Source organism: Paenibacillus sp. 7516 (genome assembly GCF_002272715.1).
Taxonomy (GTDB): domain Bacteria; phylum Bacillota; class Bacilli; order Paenibacillales; family Paenibacillaceae; genus Paenibacillus; species Paenibacillus illinoisensis_A.
Genome location: NZ_NPBI01000010.1, coordinates 45412 through 65845, shown reverse-complemented (window position 1 = coordinate 65845; position 20434 = coordinate 45412). Strand labels below are relative to the sequence as shown.

Below are 20434 nucleotides of genomic sequence, written 5' to 3'. Positions count from 1 at the left end.
CCACTCCTCACCAACATCGCCACCGACTCCACATGGGATGAGTGCTGACGGTAGATAGGTCTATTTTACATTAAGATGTGACTGTTATTCACCTAAAATAAAGGCTATGTTAAACTTTTTGACTAAAAGAAAAACCGTCCAACGAAAGGGCGGTTGATTAGGCTATCTTTCTCCGATAGTTGAATCATCACGACAGATTTTCTTGTATTCTTTCTATAATTTCATTAACACATTGTTCTATATCCTTATTTGAGCAATCAATGGCTTTATCACTGTACCTAATGTATAGGGGGACACTTTCCTCGTAAACGTCATCAAGACTATTTCCCTTTTTTATAACAATACCTCTGGTTGTTACGTTTTTTAGTCTCCTCTGAATTTCTTCAAATGGGACATGTAAATAAATAACCTGACCATCCTGTTTAAGGAAATTCATAGCCTTCTCTGAATAGATAACACTTCCACCTGTAGATATAATGCAATTTTTCAGTTGCAACTCAGATACGGTTTTTTCTTCGATTTCTAAAAACTTTTCGATACCATCATTATCAATTATATCTTGTAACAACCTACCTTCATGTTGTTGTAAAACAATATCTGTATCCACGTAGTCCATTCCTAAAGCTTTTGCAAGCAACACACCTAAAGTGCTCTTGCCAGCTCCAGACATACCTATAAGAACTATATTCATAGTTTACCTCATTTTTATAGTGATATTGGATCATTAAACCATTCTGCAATCACCATAAATATCCTTCAGAAGATAATGTTGAACTGCCCGTTACTTCAATAAAAAATCAGCAACACAGTTTAACAGAGCCAAAATAAACAAGATCCACCTTGCATTACACTTGGTGGATCTTGTTTGTCATTTACTCAGTATTGCTCTTGAAATCCCCGTCTCAATTCATCTCTAACACGAGCGAACTTTGACTTTACATCATCAAGCCACTTGGGTGCATCTGTAACATCCGAACCTTCCAACGACCATAACAATTTCGAGAACCTATATAATTTCATGAACCTTTGAAAATACGGAAACTGGTTAATGTCCCCGTTATCCAGCGGAATTACTGAACTGTAACCCTTTAGAAACGATTTCACTTGAGGATTATCCAAGTTCATATCATCGTCGAGAAAATCATCAAGAGCCGTAATAATGTCGTGAGCATACCAGCTATAAACAGCATCATCGAAATCAATAACGCTAAACAAGCGATTTTCCTCTTCATAAAATATGTTGTCCAGTTGAAAATCATAATGGATTAATCCATAATTGCTGTTTGAAATAGGGAATGATTGAAGCCGCACAGTAAGTATACTAAGCTCCTCAATTGCTTCTTTTTCATCTGGGTAGGCTTGTAACACAGCATCAATCTTCCGTAGTATATCCTGCCATTTGAATCGTTTCGTACTGGCAGGCTCGTACAACCTCGATAATTGATGCAAGGAAGCAAGTGATCTTCCCCAGTCCTCACACTGCACTTTTGTTATGTTCTCATCCAATGCAGTACCTCTGGCTGAATTAAACACAACTGCAAAATACGTTCTTTCTGAGTTCTGTACTGTCTCAATATACTTACCGTTTACTGAAAGAATAGGAGAAACACAAGGGTAATGATTAGATTTCAAATATTCCATGAATTCAAGCTCTGCTGTAATTTGTTCGATAGAACTTTCTTGATCATAGCTGAATCGCAAAAAATATTTCTCCTGCTTATTCTCGAAAGCATATACGAAGTTGGAACTGGCACGCCACAACATTAATGTACCTTCGTCATGTTCCCAATTTTGAATAAGACTTTTTGCAACGGCATCTGAAGCCAAACCTTTAACCATGTTACTTAACTTCATCATTTCGATGTTTTCCTCCCATTATTTATGAGAGGACTAAACTCCACTAAGAGGCAAGCCCTCTCATAAACATACAATTTTGATTATCCTTCCTTATCAAAACACGTCACCCCTTCCATCATTTTCGGTAAGAAATAACTCCCACCAATATGTTACCATAAAATGTAACCGCTGTATGGTTAAAAATCACTTTAAGCAATTCCTTCAGCGGGTGCATACATCCATCCAGCAATAAATGTACTGACAAGCACTCCTGTTTTATTGATTTTATGTTATATGCAATTCATTCTGATATATTCAAGAATGCATTAGTTTCTGCCTCCCCGACCATCTCGCCTTCTAATGTTTATTTACGCAACCGCTGAGTTGATGCATCAGCATCGGGTTGGTTTTTTAATATGGTGGTTTGAGTTAGGCAAACGGCTCGATGCCCCCCCCTGCCACGCCAAAATGGTTAATTTAAGCGTAGCAAGGGTGAGCTGTAATAGTAATATGGCGTATAATCGCCGAGGTATCCGTATCATCAGCCTCGCAAATAGCGACAAGCTCAGCGGAGCCAAGGTCTGGTATCAAACGCTCCGTAATCACCACGATTATTGCTTGCCCCCCTATCCCTTTCGGGAACCAGGACAGTCACATCCTTCATGAGAAAGAAGGAAATCTTTATAAGTTCGGCTATGGCAGGCAAGCCTCACCGAACTTGCAAGGCAAACACGCCCACCGTCAACGGCACTGCCAGGAAGGGTTAGTTCCTCGGTTAACTTTTTAGGCGATCATACCTTCAACGCCGATGCTTTTTATTTTCACATCCGAAATCTCTTAAACGGACTATTTTGTTATTCGATTTTGCAAGTTGGTATGACATTGCTTTTCACTTCCTTTGAAAGATCTCATATCATATACAAGTCGAATCGAGTTGATAACTGACAAATGAAAAAGACAAATCCACCTCTAATGATGGACTTGCCTCGATTCATTTTCTTATTAAATTGGAATGCTTAATACCCTCCAAATACTGGTTGGTTATATCGTAATGCGTAAATCGGATTTGAATTAGCTCCTGTTCGATGGAACTAACTCTCCAATCTGCTAAGATACGAGACAATCTTGAACCCTTTATTTCTTTTGTAAAGAAATCACTTACTACTGCTTCTGCTTCCGATTCCAATATTCTACATGCAACGTCGTCGATACCGACAATCCCTACTCTCAGTGAAAAATCGTTAAAATAACGTCCGAACATATGAAAGGCACAGGCAATTTGAGTTGCCATTCGGTAAATAGCCTGCTTGTTATAAACATCAAACAGCAATAAAGTAATTAACGGTTTATTTTGGACGATCTTTACTTGAGCGATATACACATGTGCATTTATCAAACTGTCTATTGAATAAGAGTCCAGTTTTGTAAGCTTCGGAGACATGGATATTTGATCTTTACATTCCGATGACGAAGCACCTCCCACTAAACCCACTAAACGTTTTTGCTTAATGTCAGTTAACCGATTGATTTCATAATTGATCTCGTCAGAGTTCAAGTAGGGATGAAGTGTTGAACAATCAAGGATGTTATACAAGAACACAACGCCCTGATTTTTTGATTCCAGAATGTTACTATGATCTTTATCAATCAATTCGATGACTGTCTCAACGGTGATATTGGGGCATTTTTGTTGTATTCGAGGAATTAACTTATTCAAGATGTAACAATTTTTGAATATCGAGACGAGAATACGTTCATTTGTATATGATTTCGGTACTGCCGCTACACTTTGACTGCTTCCTTTACCCTCAACGAATCGGATTCCGAATTTCTTTAATGTGAGCATATGGAGCTGTGTCTTTTTCCCATAAGCAGTAAATGGTTCTCTGCGTATAATCTCGGCTTCAGCTAATTCCTTAATTTGTCCGTAAAAGACTGAATAACTTTGAGCTAAGCCAAGAATTCGGGCGTATCGGAATAGCTGTTTCATGAGGATTACCTTGTTGCCAAAATGATAGATAATAAACAAATACTCATGATACCGCTCACTTACTCGTTGTTTCTTTTCGTTGATATTGCTCATTTTTCACCTCCTACGCTTTGGATGTTTCGTATCCATAATTCATTAATTTCACAAGTGTTTCTTTTGCCTGTATTTCTTCTTGACCATATGTGTTCGTGACCACTTCGAAAGCAATTTCTGTTCCGTTTTCATCGACATATACGGCATCTGGCATCGATATTAACCCTTTGTTATGCATATCCTCATAAATCCTTGCTTCCACTTCCTTTCCCTGATTCCTCAATTCATCTAATCGTTCCAGAAACTTATCACGAATTTGACTTTCCGTAACCCACTGATCACGAGATTCCAATGGGATACTAAAATACTTGTCTGCAATCACCGTATCATGCAACGGGTTTTGTGCATGGTACTGCTTGGCTAATCCCCAAAGCTGATATGCTAAAGCTCGTCCAGATTTAGTGAGTTTGTAACATTCCTTGATCTCACCAGTTTGCTTGTAACACACCTTCTCAAAATGACCATCTCGCATTAAATTTTTAATTCTGGAATCTGCTAATCCACATTGAAGTAAATGCTTGTATCTAACATGTCCAGTACGAAATAATGCGGTGAATGCATTACGGTCACGCTCAAAATATTGCGTAATGTAAGGCTTGTTTCTTCTCGGCATGACAGTTACCTCCTTTGATAGTTGATGGGGTTTATTTGGGCTTTTGTGCGTCTCGAATGAGACGCTTGCCCAGAATGGGCAACTGCTTTCCCAAGGGGCGAGCGAGTCGCAATTCGTTTCATAGTGAATCCCGAAGGGTGAACGGTCGCCGCAGGCGAATGCAACGAATTGATGGAGATTCCTACTGAACCGTTACTCCCGTAGGGAGAAGGTGAAGTTGGAAGTCTCCCGACGAGCGAAGCCCCTCATCCCGCTTACTGCATTATAGATTTCCTACATGGCGATATAACTGAGATAGTTGAAAATAGCCAAAAAAGGCTCCATGCATTGAGCATAGGAGCCACATCCCACCACAAAATATCACTTCAACACTTTAAAGCAAGAAACCTCCGACACGGGTAGAACCGTTTTTCAAACTCAGAGGCTTGTTTTTTTCATATACTCATATCACCGAAAAGAAATACTGCAGATTTCTTCGGTGAAGTGATAGAAATACGGTTCATACTCGTTTGTGGAAGAAATGTGTATTGAATCCTTCCGACTATCCAATATGCACTCAAACTTAATAATCGGAGGAGGAATAAAAATGCAAGTTGAAAGAATTTTCAATAACGAATACAAATTGTCTTTCGAAGACATCATCCAAACATTAATTGACGAAAAAATTGACAACCTGATCGGGTCCTATTACGATCGTATTCAGGTGAATACAGTCACATCTCATGACGAAAGGAAGAATGCCGCATGAGATGTGCAATATATGTTCGAGTTTCAACCGACAAAGAAGAACAAAAAACTTCGTTGGAAAATCAGCGGAATCTATTCGTAAATTATGTTGCCGAAAAGGGTTGGACTATCCATGAGATTTATGTAGAGGTTGAAAGCGGAACAACATCCAAACGTCCTGTATTGCAACGTATGATCGCTGATGCCAAAGCCAACAAATTCGATGTGATTATGGCGAAGGAATTATCCAGATTAGCGAGGAATGGACGACTATCCTATGAAATCAGAGATATGGCGGAACAGCATAACCTCCATATTAACACCCTTGATAATGCTATCAATACTTTAGAAGGTAACGTCCATATGTTCGGTTTATACGCATGGATGTATGAGCGAGAATCACAGAACATCAGTGATCGTGTAAAGGCAACTTTCAAGCTCAAAGCTCAACGAGGTGAGTTTAAAGGATCAATTCCACCACTTGGTTATGAAGTGAAAGATGGTAGGTTATTCATCCGAAATGACGCCACCCCTGATATTGTCAGAAGGATATTCAAAGGCTTTCTTTCAGGGAAAGGACGTGATCGTATTGCAAGAGAGTTATATGAAGAGGGGATTCCTACACCTTCTCAAATTGCTGGAAAGAAAAATGCAACTGATACCTGGGGCGGTTCGACTATCCTAACGATTTTAACAAATCCACATTACATGGGAGATATGGTGCAATGCAGATCAACAACCAAGAGCGTCACAAACAAGAATAGAAACCATAGGAAGCCAGATGAATATATCATCGTACCGAACACGCACGAGCCTATAATTGATAAGAAAGATTTTGAAGTTGCCCAGCAATTACTACAAAGTCGCAAACGAACAAGACCACAAGCAGAGGTACACTTATTCACGAATACAGCTTATTGTGCAGATTGCGGACGTGGGATGCACTTCAAAAAGAACTGCAAAGGTTACATGTGTGGGAACTATAACAAACACGGTAGTAAAAAATGTAGTGATCATCTTGTTCGAGAAGCAGACCTTGTTTCGGTAATCATGGAAGACATCCAGTTACTTCTTTCAAATTTAAGCAACGCATCCGTCTATAAAAAACTGGAAAATCAGCTAATGAAACAGAGTCAACAGAATGAGAAATTGATCAAATCCATTGTTTCTCAATTGGAGAAATTAAAAAAACGTAGGAATCTTGCTCATGACAAACACTTTGACGGGGACATGCCCAAAAATGAATATGACGATTACGTAGCATCTATAAACCAAGAAATCGAAGAAATCAACAAACGAAAGTATGAACTCGAAAAATCACTTCAAGTGAGTGACAACACATTAGCCTTTACAGAACTAAAAAAGAGCCTTGATGACTTCATGTCATTCAAAGAACTCACTCCAGAATTACTTCACAGACTGATTGATCGCATTGAAATAAAAGCAGACGGGAGTCCGAGAATCTTCTACAGATTCTCGGACCCCTCTGCTTATTCTTTACTTCTAACTATCAACGCACAGCACTCAACATGCACTGTATGCGGGAACATGTCCACCGGCGTTACCTCAACCGTCCGATAACCGCCATCCTCCAGTACACGCAGGTCCCGTGCCAAGGTGCTTGGGTTACAGCTCACGTATACCACGCGCTCCGGCTTCATCTCCAGGATCGTATCGAGCAAACGTGGATCACAGCCTTTACGCGGCGGATCAACAACGATAACGTCGGCTTCGATGCCTTGTTCTTTCCAACGCGGGATGACATCTTCCGATGCCCCGACTTCGAACTTCACGTTCTTCATCTCGTTCAGCAACGCATTGCTGCGAGCGTCTTCGATCGCTTCGGGCACGATCTCTACCCCGTACACCTGATCTGCATGCTGCGCGAGGAAAAGTGAGATCGTCCCAATGCCGCAGTAGGCATCAATGACCGTCTCTTTGCCGCTTAGTCCGGCGTATTCTACCGTCTTCCCGTACAGCACTTCAGTTTGCACCGGATTCACCTGGTAGAACGAACGTGGAGAGATCGCAAACTGCACATCTCCGATATAATCGTAGATCACATCACGGCCCCACAGGACGCGGGTTTCGTCGCCGAAGATGACGTTGGTCTGTTTCTTGTTCACGTTCTGGCAGATGCTCGCTACATGCGGGATCGCTTCACGGATACTGCCGATCCATTCATCCTTATGCGGAATATCCCGGCCATTGGTGACCAGAACAAGCATCATCTCACCTGTGCGGAATGCCTTCTTCACGACCACATGACGCAGTAGGCCGCGGCCTGTCTCTTCGTTATACGCGCTGATCCCGAGATGACTGCCGATTTCCTTCACCTTCGCTACCACTTCGTCGTTGTGCTCATGCTGAATAAGGCAGGTCTCCATATCAATGATCCGATGGCTTCCTTTGGCATAAAATCCACCCACCAAGCCGCCTTCGGTCACGCCGATTGGCACCTGTGCCTTGTTTCGATATCGCCATGGCTCGTCCATTCCCATGGTAGGCAGCACACGAATACCTTGCGCAGCAGCTTCTTCGTTCATGACACCTTCCAGCCGAAGACGAATACGATTGCTGCCGTTCCCTTGTTCTTCGGAAATAGCTGGTTCAGCTGCCTGATCCACGCTATTATCAGAACGTTTCTTCTGGTTCGCTTCATCACCCTGAACGCCTGCATCCTCCACCATCACGTTCAGCTTCCCGATCCGCTGCAAATTATCCACAACCAGCTGGCGCTTCCACGCAAGCTGTCCGGCATAGCTCATATGCTGGATCTGGCAGCCGCCGCACTGATCGTAGATCGGACAGGGCGCGGATACGCGATCCGGGCTCGCCTTCACGATCTCCAGCAGCTTGGCGTAGCCGTACTGCTTCTTGGTTTTCATCACGCGTACACGGACGGTTTCACCCGGGAGCGCACCTTGTACGAAGAGCGTGTATCCATTCGCACGGCCTACACCCTCACCGTCATGGTTCATGCCAATGATGTCGATGACGGTCTCTTCGTTTTTGCTAACTGGAAGTCCTTCGATCGGCGCAGATTCACGTCCACGTCCCTTCGGACGAACGGCAGAAAGAGATGCGCCTTGTGGCCGCACCTCTTTCCCTTGCTGACGTGATGATGGACGAGATGATTTACCTGGCTGACGGGATGCCATCGCATTCCCTTGCCCCTGAGAGGCAGCCGAATTCCGGCGGTTTTTTCCACGACCGCTGCGGTTCGTATTAGACAACGTACATTCACTTCTTTCTTCTTATATATCACCCCACGCATGGGGAGTTCATTCTACTTCATCTTTTCAATTTCACCCTGAGATTATACGTGATCCCCGCGCGGACGGCAACTGGAAAAACGCACTGCCACCGCGCCCCACCTATTCTCTTAACGATACAGCAGCAGGTGATGCTGGAGGTTCTGGAACGTCGCAGGCAAAGTACCACCAAGCTCCCCATCCAGATTCAGCTGTACATAGCCCGGTGATGTCACTTCCATATAATCCGTCTGGAAATGAAGCACTTTCTTATCATTCAGATGTTCCCCGCGCAGCGCCAGTGTAACAAGGCGGATCATGTCGGCCAGATTACATTTGCGTACACCGATCACATCGAACATTCCATCGTCTATCGTGGCTCCTGGTGCAAGCTTCTCGAAACCTCCGACAGAATTCGTGTTGGCGATCAGGAACAGCATGAATTCGTCATGAATCTCTTCCTGGCCTGCCGCGCGAATAATCAGCTCCTGCGGAGACAGGCTGGCCATCTTCTCGATACCCTTCATATAATAGGCGAGCTGTCCGATCATCGTTTTCAGACGGCTTGGCACCTCATATGTCAATTCGGTCAACGAGCCGCCGCCTGCGATATTAATGAAGTATTTATCATTTGCCTTACCCAGATCGAGCGGACGGGTCTGCTGATTAATGACCAGATCCACATAATCCTCCCATTGTCTCGGGATCCCGAGCGCACGCGCAAAATCATTCGTTGTTCCCAAAGGGAACACACCCAGCGGCGGACGATTCTCCCGCTCGGCCATGCCGTTGATGACTTCGTACAGCGTACCGTCGCCTCCAGCGGCAATAATCATGTCATAGCCACGTTCAATCGCCAGCTCCGCTTCACGGGTTGCATCTCCCTCACCCGTTGTTGCGTGTACTGAAGCTTCGATGCCACCTTGATCCAAACGCTGCAGCACATCAGCCAAGCGTTTCTTCATTTCTTCCCGGCCTGAGGTCGGATTATATATTAAGCGAGCCTTTTTCATCTCATACGCCACCTATTCCACATTATCCATGAGTCTGAACGACCTCATTCTCTTTCACTTGCGAGCGTCACAACCGGGGAACATTTTACATGATCACCCACGTCCGTTAATCCTGCCCGAATCTTCATCATACCTATATCTATGCATAAGGAATTCCATCTCATTCCAGAGCCTTTATATTCTATCATATCATCAAATGTAAAGATGTCCTAGCCTGTAACGGATTTACGCCATCCGGCAAGCATATACTATGTTATTTTACACAGCCAGCGATTTTCTGTTCAACTGTAATTAACCCATTTCATAGACACCCATTCTGCCCGTCTGACAAGAATTTAACCTTTATCTCCTTCAAAAAGCACAAAGAAACGGCTCCGAATCCCGAAGCCGCATCCACGTTACCAAATATTTTACTTTAATCAATGGTTTAGAAGCTAATCCGTCTGCCTGCGCGAAGCTGTTTGTACCAGAAGTAAACGGTGCAGCCTACACAGTAACCGAGCAGCGCTGCACTTGCAGCAAGCAGGAGCATTCCGGAGAACAGATAACCGGCTACCTGCCAGCTCAAGGAAAATGAGATGAGAGCCAGAGACAGAAACAAGACCGCCAGAATATTATTGAAGCGCTGCAGCTCTACCGCCTGGGTTTCCGTACCTTTTCCGTTAAGCACCGCTTTCCCGATCTGGACAAATAAATTCAGCTTCCCGCCGGAGACGAGCCCGACCACCTGAATGATCCACAACGCACCCAAGATCAGCGGCTCACTGAACCCAAACGACAGGAGTACAAACAGCACGATCCCGACCTGATTCGCTTTGACATAACGCATAGGCACTTCCCGCATCTCCATATCTCCTTATCCCTATTTTATTAGTTGGTTTTATTGTAATCGGGATCGAAGTTTGGAGCAACAGAAAGATGGTTTGAACATGTGCATATCTTATTATAGGATGGTAAAATCCCTTCGGAGTGCATCCCAATGGGGTGTAGGTACATTCGTTACGCTTTTCCAATCGGTAAATGCCAGGTCCATTGCTTCTATTTCGCCATAAGAACCTGCAACCAGTTTATGCACGGGAAGCATGCTGTAGATCTTCAGCAAAAGATACAGCAGCCGCTTATGCTTGCGGATCAGCTTCGCCTGTGCTTGCGGAATCATGGCGATGCCCATCGCCTCCAGTACGGCAATCCCCTCATCCATGGCACCGATCATGTGCAGGAGCTGCTCGCGGTTTCCCTCCAGCTTCTTCATCTCTCGCTCTTCATTGAAGCTCACCGCATTCAGCATCAGAATCGGGATGAGATGACTCTTCAGCCAAGCATCGATATCCTCAATCACATCCAGCTTATACTTTGCTTTTGCAAAGGCATAATCCAGCAGAGGTTGAAAAGGAATCTTACCGTCCAGTGCGCCAATCACCATTAGTCCCTTTCCCCCGCCTATGGACATCATCCGATCCTTGTGACGCTTCCCGCCGCTAACGTGAAAACCAAACGCGACTTGCTTATCCACTGGGCTGCTGTCTTCGAGATAGGTCTGCATGCTTCGCGCATCTGCATTGTTGCCTACAATCACGATGTTAGTGCTCCGGTTATTCGCGAGAATAGGTAACACCGATGGAAAATCATTATATTTCATGACCACGAAAATGAGATCGTAAACATCTTCCGCTGTTAATTCTCTTGTTACCCGAACCGGATCAACCGTCGTTCTAAACTGAAATACATGCCGAATGACCACGCCCTCCCTCTCCAATTCCTCCGCCCGTTTCCCTCTCGCCATAACCGTAACGTCATTTCCTCCACGTACCAGAACGTGGGCCAGCTGACTGCCTAGCACACCTGCACCATAGACCAATATTTTCATTCGATTCCCCTCGGTTTCATTATTATGAATAATCGTTGCTTTATGAACATTTGTTGATAAAATAAGAGTATCAAAGCAGCTTTCAGGCTTCAATCGCTAAAAAAACCGCTTTCGTTGATTATTCAACGAAATACTCCTTTTTGTTGAAAAGCGTAAGCAATTCATAGAGATTAATAGGAAACGAAGAAACTTATAGAGGAGGCGCCATGGACAGACGCGTACTTAAAACCAGAAAGGCCATCATGGAGGCTTTTGTCGGATTGCTGAATGAAAAGGATTTCGAGCATATGACGATCAATGATATCGCAGATCGGGCCAATGTTAACCGGGGAACGATCTATCTGCACTATATAGACAAGTATGATCTGCTGGACCGCTGTATCGAGACGTATTTGCAGCAATTGGTGGACACCTGCATGATCGATCATGATCCAACACCAATGACGGCAAAGGACGCGCTGCTGCGAACCTTCCGTTATCTCGAGGAACATGCATCCATCTATACCACCCTCCTTACTAAAAAAGGAATTCCCGCCTTCCGGAGCAAGCTCATGACGATTATGATTCAGGGCGTCGAAGAACAGATGGATGCGTGCGGCGTTCAGGGGGGCATGAGCAAGGAGGTCACTATACAGTTCCTCGCTTCTGCTGCCGTCGGTCTGCTGGAATGGTGGATTATGAATGCCATGCCTTATTCTGCAGAGGATATGGTCGATCAGTTAATTGCGTTATTGGAGCTCCATCTGAGCCTGCCTGGACTCGTGGTCCAAGGGTAATCTCCTCCCTCAAGGAACACCAGCAAAAAGAAAACCACGTCCAGCGGACGTGGTTTCCTTGTCTATAATTTTAAAGCGCTCGTCCCCATCTTAAGAAAGGGCCTTACCCTCGTTACATTTGTCCAGTAAAAGTTGAATTTGACGCTCCAGCCAGTTCCCCAGGAGCGGATGCGGCAGCAGCGTCTCACCGCTGTACGCATAGTCCAGTTCCTTCAGCCTGCCTGGAATAACGTTCATGGTAAAATAACCGGCACTCAAAAACAGCGGTGCCACAATAACGCGGGTTCCCTGCTCCTGGCTCCAGTATTTTGCCTTGTCATATACACTCTCCGGATTGAGAAGTGCATAATCCGTATGGGCAACGCCACTGACATCCTGTACCCGCTGTGCGAGTGAGGAGATGCCTGACTCCCAGCGCTGACGGAACCCATCGTGAATGCTCCCGTGCCCAACCAGTAGAATCGTCTCCTGCTTCGGCTCCCGGGACAGCGATTTCACCTTATCCCACACCATCACGGCAATATCCGGGTCATTATCCACAGGATAACCGAAATGTACCCTTGCAGTTACCTGAAAGGGTTCCAGATCCGTTTCCCGTTCCGGTGCTTCCTTCGCGCCGATCGCATATTCAATTTCATCCACATGAGTGCTGCCAGATGAAACAAATAGCGGTACGACCAATATATCGGTTACGTTCTGTGCTTCCAGTCGGTTGATACCGTCCTGGATCAGGCGTCCTTCCACAAGTTCAAGAAATGAAGCTTCAACAGGGAGATCATCAGGCAGATTAAGCCGGGAGACCGCGTCATCGACGGATTCTACCCAGGTCTGCTCCTGAGAACCGTGACTAATGATCAGTACACCCGGTTTCTTCATCTTAGCGACCCAGACGTTCCAATGTCATTTTGTAACCATCATTGCCGTAGTTCAGGCAGCGCTTCACGCGGGAGATCGTAGCTGTACTAGCTCCTGTCTCTGCTTCGATCTGATTATACGTGTTGCCTTTACCAAGCATACGAGCAACTTCCAGCCGCTGGGACATGGATTGAATCTCGTTTACCGTGCAAAGGTCATCAAAAAACACGTAGCACTCCTCAATATCTTTCAGAGTGAGAATGGCCTCAAATAGTTGTTCAATACTTTTATCATTTAGCTTTTTCAGCTGCATTTCATCATCATCCCCTAGCGGTTACTGTGTACCTTCATTGTACTCACCCTGAGTTGGTATTTCAAGCGTTAACGCACTACAGAATAAAAATACATGTTACCGCTTCCATTAGGTACTATTGTCCTCCACACGTGGACACCAACCGTAATTCCTGCGTTATATCCCATTTTTCACCTGTATATTCCCGATTACTTATGTAGGGATTTAACCCTCCTAATTGTTACAATTTTGTGTACACGCTTCCCTTTTCCATGATTATGATCCTTCCTTGTCCCCTGCGCCCAATTCCGCAAATATCCCGTTTTCCGTGACACCCGCCTACGCCGTCTCTCCGCGAATGACATACAGTATAGCAAAAGGGAGTTCCATCAAGGTCTGTTCACGCCTATGGACCTGACCGTTGAAGGAACGCATTTCCGAAATCCACTATAGAAGGAACGTGATCGTTCATGCCACAGCATTATTATCATCGCCAGCCCACACCACGGCAGCGTCCGTCTTCCTATTCACAGCGACAGGCGCACACTTCTGCCTATGCTCGACCCGGTGCGGTACAGCGTTCATTGAATGAAGCCCAAGTTCAGCCGATGTACCCCGGAGTAGAGCCCTATTATCCGGTCTACGGTGAAGTGGAGGCATCTGCACTTGTACCTTACGGGCAAGGCACACCTGGAGGCAACCTGTATGGCGGCGGTGTTCCCGTTGCTCCTCCAGTACCTGTTGAGACACCTGCGGCTTCCAGCAGTTCCGGGTTCTCGCTGGCCAACCTCGGTGAATTGAAAGGAATGATTGACCGCTTCGGCGGAATTGACGGCATCATGAATGGCATTGGAAAAATGCAAAAGGTCGTTGGCGGCATTCAACAAATGGCTCCCATGATGAAGCTTGTTATGGGTATCCTGCCTTTTGGAAAAGGGAAAAACAAGAGCAGCCCTGCCGAGGTCGACTATGAGGAATATACGCCGCCACGTCCCCGGCCGCGCAAGCGCCGCAAGAAGTCCACTACGACTACGCCACGTCGCCGCAGCAGTAATACCACTCGTCGCAAAACAACTTCCACCAAGCGCCGTCCCTCAAGCAGCAAACGTTAGCCATTTCCTCAGGCACCTCTCCTTGAATAAGGAAGGTGCCTTCACCTTCTTACGAGCATGCCCACCTGTTGCCTTAGCTGTACACTCCTATCTGATATAAAGTATCTCAAATAAAAAAATTCAGGAACCTATGTTCTTATTTCTGTAAATTAAGGTATACTGGGTAGTAGATAAAGGAGGCGGACCATGGAACTGTTTAAGGATAAATATACGCCCGGATTAATTGATCGGACCGGCGAACTTCTGCATCAATATTACCCTGCCCTGGACAAGGCACATTTTCGTGATCTCGTGTTTGCCGAAGGCTGGGAACAGGCAGAATTCAAGGCACGTATTCGCCGCATTACACAGGCCCTGACTGAAGTACTGCCCTCTTCCTATGAGGAGGCGCTGCATGTCCTCGAACAGGCGGCACCACAGCTGCGAGGGGTCGAGTATTTGTTTGTCCCTGATTTTATCGAGGTGAACGGACTAGCTCCTGAACATTATGAATTGTCCATGAAGTACCTGACGGTCTTCACACCTTATTCCAGCTCGGAGTTTGCGGTGCGCCCGTTTATTGAACGGTATCCGATCGAGACGTTGAAACGGATGATGGAATGGACAAGCAGTGAGAACGAGCATATTCGTAGGCTTGCCAGCGAAGGTAGTCGCCCTCGCCTGCCATGGGGTTCCAAGCTGCGCAGCTTAATTACGGATCCAACGCCAGCACTTCCCATTCTCCATGCCTTGAAGCAGGACGAATCCCTCTATGTACGAAAAAGTGTAGCGAATCATCTGAACGATATTTCGAAAGACCATCCTGATCTGGTTCTGGATCTTGCCTCCACCTGGTTCGGTCAGCATGCACATACCGACTGGATTGTGCGCCACGCAAGCCGGTCGCTGCTCAAAAAGGGGCATCCCAAAGCACTCGCCCTCTTCGGCTATGTTGAGCAGGATGCGGTGCACGTTGAGCATCTTCGGCTTGCAAGGGATACGATTGCCGTTGGTGAAGAGCTGGAATTCACGTTCGATGTGGTCAATGCGAGTGGGCAGCCTCAAATGCTGCGGATTGAATATGAGATTGGATATATGAAGGCGAGTGGCAAGCAGGCCCCCAAACGTTTCAAATGCTCGGATAAAATGTATCCTGCGGGGAGAAGCAAGGTCGCCACGAAGCAATCGTTTAAGGTAATTACCACCAGACGTTACTATGCCGGGCTTCATACTTTGACGATCGTGGTCAACGGACAACCCACTGCTTCGGCAGCTTTCGTCCTTGAATAACAACAGGATTGCGCGCCAATGAGTTATTAACAGCCCACAATCCCGGATACAAAGATATTCACATGTGGATATCTTCATATTTCCCTTAACCGAATGCCTGTCTGTCACAGACGCGCTTCGGTTATTTATTTTTCTCCTTCATTTCCCCTACCTCTATCCCCTCAAAATTGTCTGTTGACTTGGAGCATACTCCAAGTTGTACCATTCGGAGATCATCACCCACATGCTTCACATTATTAAGAAAAGAGGAATGACGGATGCAAACTAAAAAAAACGCCCTCATCACGGGAGCAAACAAAGGAATCGGATTCGAAACCGCTCGGCAGTTGGGAAATATGGGTTATGTTGTTCTCCTCGGAGCGAGAGACGTACATAAAGGCGAGGAGGCCGCACAGAGACTACTAAACGAGGGAATCGAAGCCTATGGAATCGAGCTTGATGTTACGAGTCAAAAAACCATTGAGACCGCGGTCAATCACATTGAACAAACGTATGGCTCGCTCGACATTCTGATCAATAACGCAGGAATCTCCGTGGGTGGAGCTGCTCCACCAAGCTTAATCGCTGTGGATGATATACGAGAAACCTATAACACGAACTTCTTCGGCATGATATCCGTAACCCAGGCCATGTTACCCTTAGTGCAGCAGTCCCCAGCAGGACGAATCGTTAACCTGACAAGTGGTCTGGGCTCCCTCGCCTACAATAGTGATCCCGAGCATGAGCATGCACAATTCAATCTGCTCGCTTACAACAGCAGCAAAGCAGCCGTTAACATGTTTACCGTTACTCTTGCCAAGGAATTCAGAGATACGTCGCTTAAAATTAACTCTGTCGATCCAGGCTTTACAGCAACCGATCTAAACGGTTTTACAGGAACCAATACTGTGCAGCAGGCAGCTGCTACGATTGTGAAACTTGCTGTTCTCGGGAGCGATGGCCCCACAGGAGGATTCTATGGGGATAATGGAGAAATACCTTGGTAAATTCAATACTGAGGAGTTGCATTACATGCATGACATACCCGACATCGTTACATCGATTCGCGAAGCTGCTCTGCATACAGGCCTGACGGAAGATACGATCCGCTATTATGAAAAGGTAGGTCTGCTCCCTTATGCAGAACGCAAATCAAACGGTCATCGGCAATACAGTAAAGACCAGATTCTCGGCATTATTTTTTTGACCAGACTCAAATCCACCGGGATGACCATCGAACAGATGAAGCATTACCGCGAGCTGTCTGAGCAAGGTGCCGATACCCTTGCAACCAGGTATGCGATCCTGGAGGAACATCAGCGTAAGATTCAACAAGACATATCTAATTTGAAAGAGACATCAGAGATTATAGCCTATAAGCTTCAGCATTACCGGGAGCTTTCAGAACGTCCTGATCTTGAAGATACAAACTGCGACACTGGTGCCTAAATCGCTCCAACAATTACTCCATTTGTGAAGACACAAGCGATGATCCCTTTTGCGCTGCTACAACAGACCAAAAGAAGATCATCGCTTGTTCACATTTTATTTACTTATCCATATTAGATTTTCTATATAAATCTTTTTATTTAAACCATCCGCGCTTCACAAACCAGGCCACCATGCTTCCACCGAGCACAAACATCAGCAGCAGTACGGCACCATACCCGAACTTCCACTGAAGCTCCGGCATATAGGCGAAGTTCATGCCGTAAATTCCGGCAATCAGCGTCAGCGGCATGAATACCGTTGTAATAACGGTGAGTGTCTTCATGATCTGATTCATCCGGTTGGAGTTCAGGGAAATATAACTGTCCCGCAGGTCCGAGGTCATCTCCCGGTCCGCCTCAATCATGTCCGTCAGCTTCAGGAGATGGTCATAGATATCTGTAAAATACACAGTATGCTCCCCCGTCCGCTGCACATGCTGCGAGTTGATGACCCGGTAGAGCAGATCCCGCATGGGCACCACGGTTCGTCTAAGCTTCAGCAGCCGGCTGCGCAGGTCAAATACCTGGTTCATCAAGTCTTCCACCGATTCCTGGCTCCCCCGGTTCTCCAGTTCAGCCAGCTCATCTTCAATCGCAAACAGAGACGGGAAGTAATGATCGACAAGCTTGTCCATCACGGTATAGGCAGCAGCCACCGGTCCACGTGCCCAGATGGTACGTTCGTGTGCATGATGCAATATACGCTCCCATGCTTCATCCACTTCTTCCAGTACACCATGATGAAAGGAAACGAGGAAGTTCGACCCCAGGAACAAATCCACTTCTTCTGCTTCCAGTGTAGTTGGATTAAGCGCGTGCAGCACAAGAAACTGTAAATTGTCGTAGTAATCCAGCTTCGGGCGCTGCAGCACATGCAGACAATCCTCGATCGCCAAGGGGTGAAAATGAAAATATGTATCCAGCAATCGGCTTTCTTCCTCCGAAGGCTGGTTAAAGTCTGCCCAGACCCAGGCATAATCCTGCAGGTCCAGCTGTGTCAGGGGAGTATTGATGGAGACCTGATGATCTCGTGTGATGGCGAGTGTACGAATCATAAATTAGACCACGTCCTTGTCCTATATCCTTTACGCTATTGTATAACTTAATCCTCGAATCGTCTCCTGCCAACGCATAACATCCATATTATCCACATAACCTCTTGCTGCAGAGACAACAAAAAAAGCCAACCCTGTTGGCTTCTCTCATTCCCTATCCACAGTTCCCTGTATCCACAGGATAATCTAACGTTTGGTTTATCATTCCACGGATGGCTATCCACATATCCAGCCTGTCCACACGTTCATGCACAGGCTTCTCTATCTTATGATTAAAAAATTGTCCACATATCCCGATATTCACACAGTTATAAACAGCTGTGCCAGACGGTCCTGAATGGCTCTTCAGATCATTTTCTTAGAAAATAATCCAGTACAGCAAGCCTGCGAGTACAGCCGTAATCGGAATGGTAATGAACCACGTAATAATGATACGTCCGGCCAAGCCCCATTTGACAGCAGAGAAACGCTTCGCGGAACCTACACCCAAGATGGCGGATGTAATAGCGTGCGTTGTACTTACTGGAAGATGCAGCAGTGTTGCCGTGAATATAACGGAAGCCGCGGACAAATCGGCAGCAAAACCGTTGATCGGTTCAATTTTGAAGATTTTGGTTCCCATCGTTTTGATGATTTTCCAACCACCGATGGAAGTACCCAGTGCCATCGCCGTTGCCGCAGAGATTTTAACCCAGAGCGGAACTTCAAGATGATCCTGCACACCTGCTGCGACTAGCGCAAATGTAATAATCCCCATGGCCTTCTGAGCATCATTCGTACCATGCGTGAACGCCTGCAGTGCAGCCGTGAAAATCTGTACCGTACGGAAACCCTTGTTCACGGTGTGCGGACTGCGTTTGGCAAAAATATATTTGAGAATGGTCATGACCACATAACCTATGGCAAATGCAATCAGCGGGGATAACAAAAGCCCCTCGACGATCTCGATGAATCCGCCCCATTTTACTTTATCGGAACCTGCACCAACAAATACTGCGCCGGCAAGTGCCCCGATCAATGCGTGTGAGGAAGAAGAAGGAATCCCAAACCACCAGGTCACGAGGTTCCAGATAATCGCGGCAATCAAGGTGACTATGACGACCTCTATCCCGTTATCCAGCTTCGTGGGGTCTGTAACACTTCCTCCGATCGTCTTCGCTACTCCCGTAAACATCATCGCACCGACAAAGTTCATGACCGCTGCGAGAATGATCGCCCGGCGCGGGGTTAGTGCCCGAGTGGAGACCGAAGTTGCAATGGCATTCGCAGTGTCGTGAAAACCGTTAATGAAGTCAAACGCCAGTGCAAGGAAGACGACTATACCTAATACCCAAATCGTTGTTTCCATTATTCTCTGGCTCCTTAAGAATTACGCATAATGATGGATTCCAGCATGTTAGCTACGTCTTCACAAGCATCCGTTGTTGTCTCAAGACGCTCGTAAATTTCCTTGCGCTTGATCAGTTCAATCGGATCAGACACGGTAGCGAAGAGATGCTTGATGCACATGCGCAATACTTCGTCGCCTTGGTTCTCCAGATCGTTCAGACGAATTGTATATTCGCGGATCGCCAGCAATTTTTTCTGGGACAGCAAATGGATCGCTTTTTGAATTTCGTAAGCCGATTGGCGCAAAATCTCAGCGAACTGCACGATGAATTCATCCGGGTCAGTTAGTTGGTACATATAGAAACGGGAAGCTGTTGCTTCAAGCCCGTCCAATACGTCATCAAGTGTTGTTGTCAATTCCATGATGTCATCACGCTCGATCGGCGTAATAAATGTTTTGTTGAGCTCCATAATGATCGTATGCACATAGTCATCGCACTTGGACTCATATTTTTTCATTTCATTGGTAAACAGAGTTACATCCTGAAGGTTGGAAACATGCTCAGAGAAATAGTCAGCCGCCTGTACGACAGTATCCGCCATATTCTCTAATGTTTCGAAAAATATATCCTTCTTCTTTATCTTCATCGTCCTATCCCCTTTACGAGAAATTGCTGATAACCTTGAAACATGAAATGACAACCTTTGATATCTTATCATATTTGTTTCATGGTTTGTACAAAAGCTGCGATCCTTTTTTATATTCTTATCACATTAATCTGAAATGAATCTTAATTATTTGGAATCGATGGAAAAATGATGCTCAGATTTTACACTGCGTTTACAAAACATGAACCGACAGGATTCGACTTCTGTTTTGAATCA

20 protein-coding genes are annotated in these 20434 nt (G+C 45.7%); 7 read left to right on the top strand and 13 right to left on the bottom strand.

Translation table 11 applies throughout. The features are described 5' to 3' along the window. Positions 1-187: 187 nt before the first annotated feature. The 4 genes from CHI14_RS11075 to CHI14_RS11060 form a co-directional block, all read right to left on the bottom strand. Positions 188-691, bottom strand: a complete 504-nt coding sequence (locus tag CHI14_RS11075; protein WP_095288498.1) for a shikimate kinase — start codon at positions 689-691, stop codon at positions 188-190. 185 nt (positions 692-876) lie between these two features. Next, positions 877-1857, bottom strand: a complete 981-nt coding sequence (locus tag CHI14_RS11070) for a phosphotransferase enzyme family protein (RefSeq protein ID WP_095288497.1) — start codon at positions 1855-1857, stop codon at positions 877-879. Positions 1858-2827: 970 nt separating this feature from the next. Then, positions 2828-3919: a hypothetical protein gene (locus CHI14_RS11065; protein ID WP_095288496.1), complete on the bottom strand. Its 1092-nt coding sequence runs from the start codon at positions 3917-3919 to the stop codon at positions 2828-2830. Positions 3920-3929: 10 nt separating this feature from the next. Continuing rightward, entirely contained in the window at positions 3930-4532 is a 603-nt protein-coding gene (locus tag CHI14_RS11060) for a hypothetical protein (protein ID WP_095288495.1), read from the bottom strand. A gap of 586 nt (positions 4533-5118) precedes the next feature. On the opposite strand from CHI14_RS11060, the gene CHI14_RS29965 reads away from it, so the two are divergent. Continuing rightward, complete coding sequence (locus CHI14_RS29965; protein WP_170948091.1) at positions 5119-5280, top strand: hypothetical protein; 162 nt, start codon at positions 5119-5121, stop codon at positions 5278-5280. Next, positions 5277-6839: a recombinase family protein gene (locus CHI14_RS11055; RefSeq protein WP_095288494.1), complete on the top strand. Its 1563-nt coding sequence runs from the start codon at positions 5277-5279 to the stop codon at positions 6837-6839. The genes CHI14_RS29965 and CHI14_RS11055 overlap by 4 nt, the downstream gene beginning before the upstream one ends. On the opposite strand, the gene rlmD is transcribed toward CHI14_RS11055, so the two are convergent. The 4 genes from rlmD to CHI14_RS11035 form a co-directional block, all read right to left on the bottom strand. Continuing rightward, the gene (rlmD, locus tag CHI14_RS11050; protein WP_095288493.1) at positions 6749-8494 is read right to left on the bottom strand and encodes a 23S rRNA (uracil(1939)-C(5))-methyltransferase RlmD; all 1746 of its coding nucleotides are present in this window, start codon (positions 8492-8494) and stop codon (positions 6749-6751) included. The two genes, CHI14_RS11055 and rlmD, sit on opposite strands and share 91 nt — an antisense overlap. Positions 8495-8643: 149 nt before the next feature. Beyond that, the gene (locus CHI14_RS11045) at positions 8644-9525 is read right to left on the bottom strand and encodes a diacylglycerol kinase (RefSeq protein WP_095288492.1); all 882 of its coding nucleotides are present in this window, start codon (positions 9523-9525) and stop codon (positions 8644-8646) included. Positions 9526-9952: 427 nt separating this feature from the next. Continuing rightward, entirely contained in the window at positions 9953-10369 is a 417-nt protein-coding gene (locus CHI14_RS11040) for a DUF4395 domain-containing protein (RefSeq protein WP_095288491.1), read from the bottom strand. A 99-nt stretch (positions 10370-10468) separates the two neighbouring features. Beyond that, the gene (locus CHI14_RS11035) at positions 10469-11392 is read right to left on the bottom strand and encodes a ketopantoate reductase family protein (protein WP_095288490.1); all 924 of its coding nucleotides are present in this window, start codon (positions 11390-11392) and stop codon (positions 10469-10471) included. A 206-nt stretch (positions 11393-11598) separates the two neighbouring features. On the opposite strand from CHI14_RS11035, the gene CHI14_RS11030 reads away from it, so the two are divergent. Next, the gene (locus CHI14_RS11030) at positions 11599-12168 is read left to right on the top strand and encodes a TetR/AcrR family transcriptional regulator (RefSeq protein ID WP_095288489.1); all 570 of its coding nucleotides are present in this window, start codon (positions 11599-11601) and stop codon (positions 12166-12168) included. A gap of 90 nt (positions 12169-12258) precedes the next feature. On the opposite strand, the gene CHI14_RS11025 is transcribed toward CHI14_RS11030, so the two are convergent. Both CHI14_RS11025 and CHI14_RS11020 read right to left on the bottom strand, forming a co-directional pair. After that, entirely contained in the window at positions 12259-13044 is a 786-nt protein-coding gene (locus CHI14_RS11025) for a sirohydrochlorin chelatase (protein ID WP_095288488.1), read from the bottom strand. 1 nt (position 13045) lies between these two features. Beyond that, entirely contained in the window at positions 13046-13336 is a 291-nt protein-coding gene (locus CHI14_RS11020; protein ID WP_017690665.1) for a YerC/YecD family TrpR-related protein, read from the bottom strand. A gap of 449 nt (positions 13337-13785) precedes the next feature. Here CHI14_RS11020 and CHI14_RS11015 point away from each other — a divergent pair, with 449 nt between their 5' ends. From CHI14_RS11015 to CHI14_RS11000, 4 genes are all read left to right on the top strand, one after another. Further along, on the top strand, positions 13786-14427 hold the full coding sequence (locus CHI14_RS11015) for a tyrosine protein kinase (protein WP_095288487.1): 642 nt from the start codon (positions 13786-13788) through the stop codon (positions 14425-14427). A gap of 186 nt (positions 14428-14613) precedes the next feature. Then, a complete protein-coding gene (locus tag CHI14_RS11010; protein ID WP_095288486.1) occupies positions 14614-15696 on the top strand; it encodes a DNA alkylation repair protein in 1083 nt (360 codons plus the stop codon). Between the two features lie 257 nt (positions 15697-15953). Then, positions 15954-16682 carry an SDR family oxidoreductase gene (locus CHI14_RS11005; RefSeq protein WP_095288485.1) on the top strand — a complete coding sequence of 243 codons (729 nt, stop codon included), beginning with the start codon at positions 15954-15956 and terminating at the stop codon, positions 16680-16682. Positions 16683-16707: 25 nt separating this feature from the next. Continuing rightward, positions 16708-17124 carry a MerR family transcriptional regulator gene (locus tag CHI14_RS11000; RefSeq protein ID WP_095288502.1) on the top strand — a complete coding sequence of 139 codons (417 nt, stop codon included), beginning with the start codon at positions 16708-16710 and terminating at the stop codon, positions 17122-17124. Between the two features lie 136 nt (positions 17125-17260). Here CHI14_RS11000 and corA read toward each other — a convergent pair whose 3' ends face one another. The 3 genes from corA to CHI14_RS10985 all read right to left on the bottom strand — a co-directional run bounded on the left by corA (position 17261) and on the right by CHI14_RS10985 (position 20197). After that, the gene (gene corA, locus CHI14_RS10995) at positions 17261-18220 is read right to left on the bottom strand and encodes a magnesium/cobalt transporter CorA (protein ID WP_095288484.1); all 960 of its coding nucleotides are present in this window, start codon (positions 18218-18220) and stop codon (positions 17261-17263) included. Between the two features lie 358 nt (positions 18221-18578). Further along, positions 18579-19568, bottom strand: a complete 990-nt coding sequence (locus CHI14_RS10990) for an inorganic phosphate transporter (RefSeq protein WP_095288483.1) — start codon at positions 19566-19568, stop codon at positions 18579-18581. A gap of 14 nt (positions 19569-19582) precedes the next feature. After that, complete coding sequence (locus CHI14_RS10985; RefSeq protein ID WP_095288482.1) at positions 19583-20197, bottom strand: DUF47 domain-containing protein; 615 nt, start codon at positions 20195-20197, stop codon at positions 19583-19585. Positions 20198-20434 lie beyond the last annotated feature (237 nt).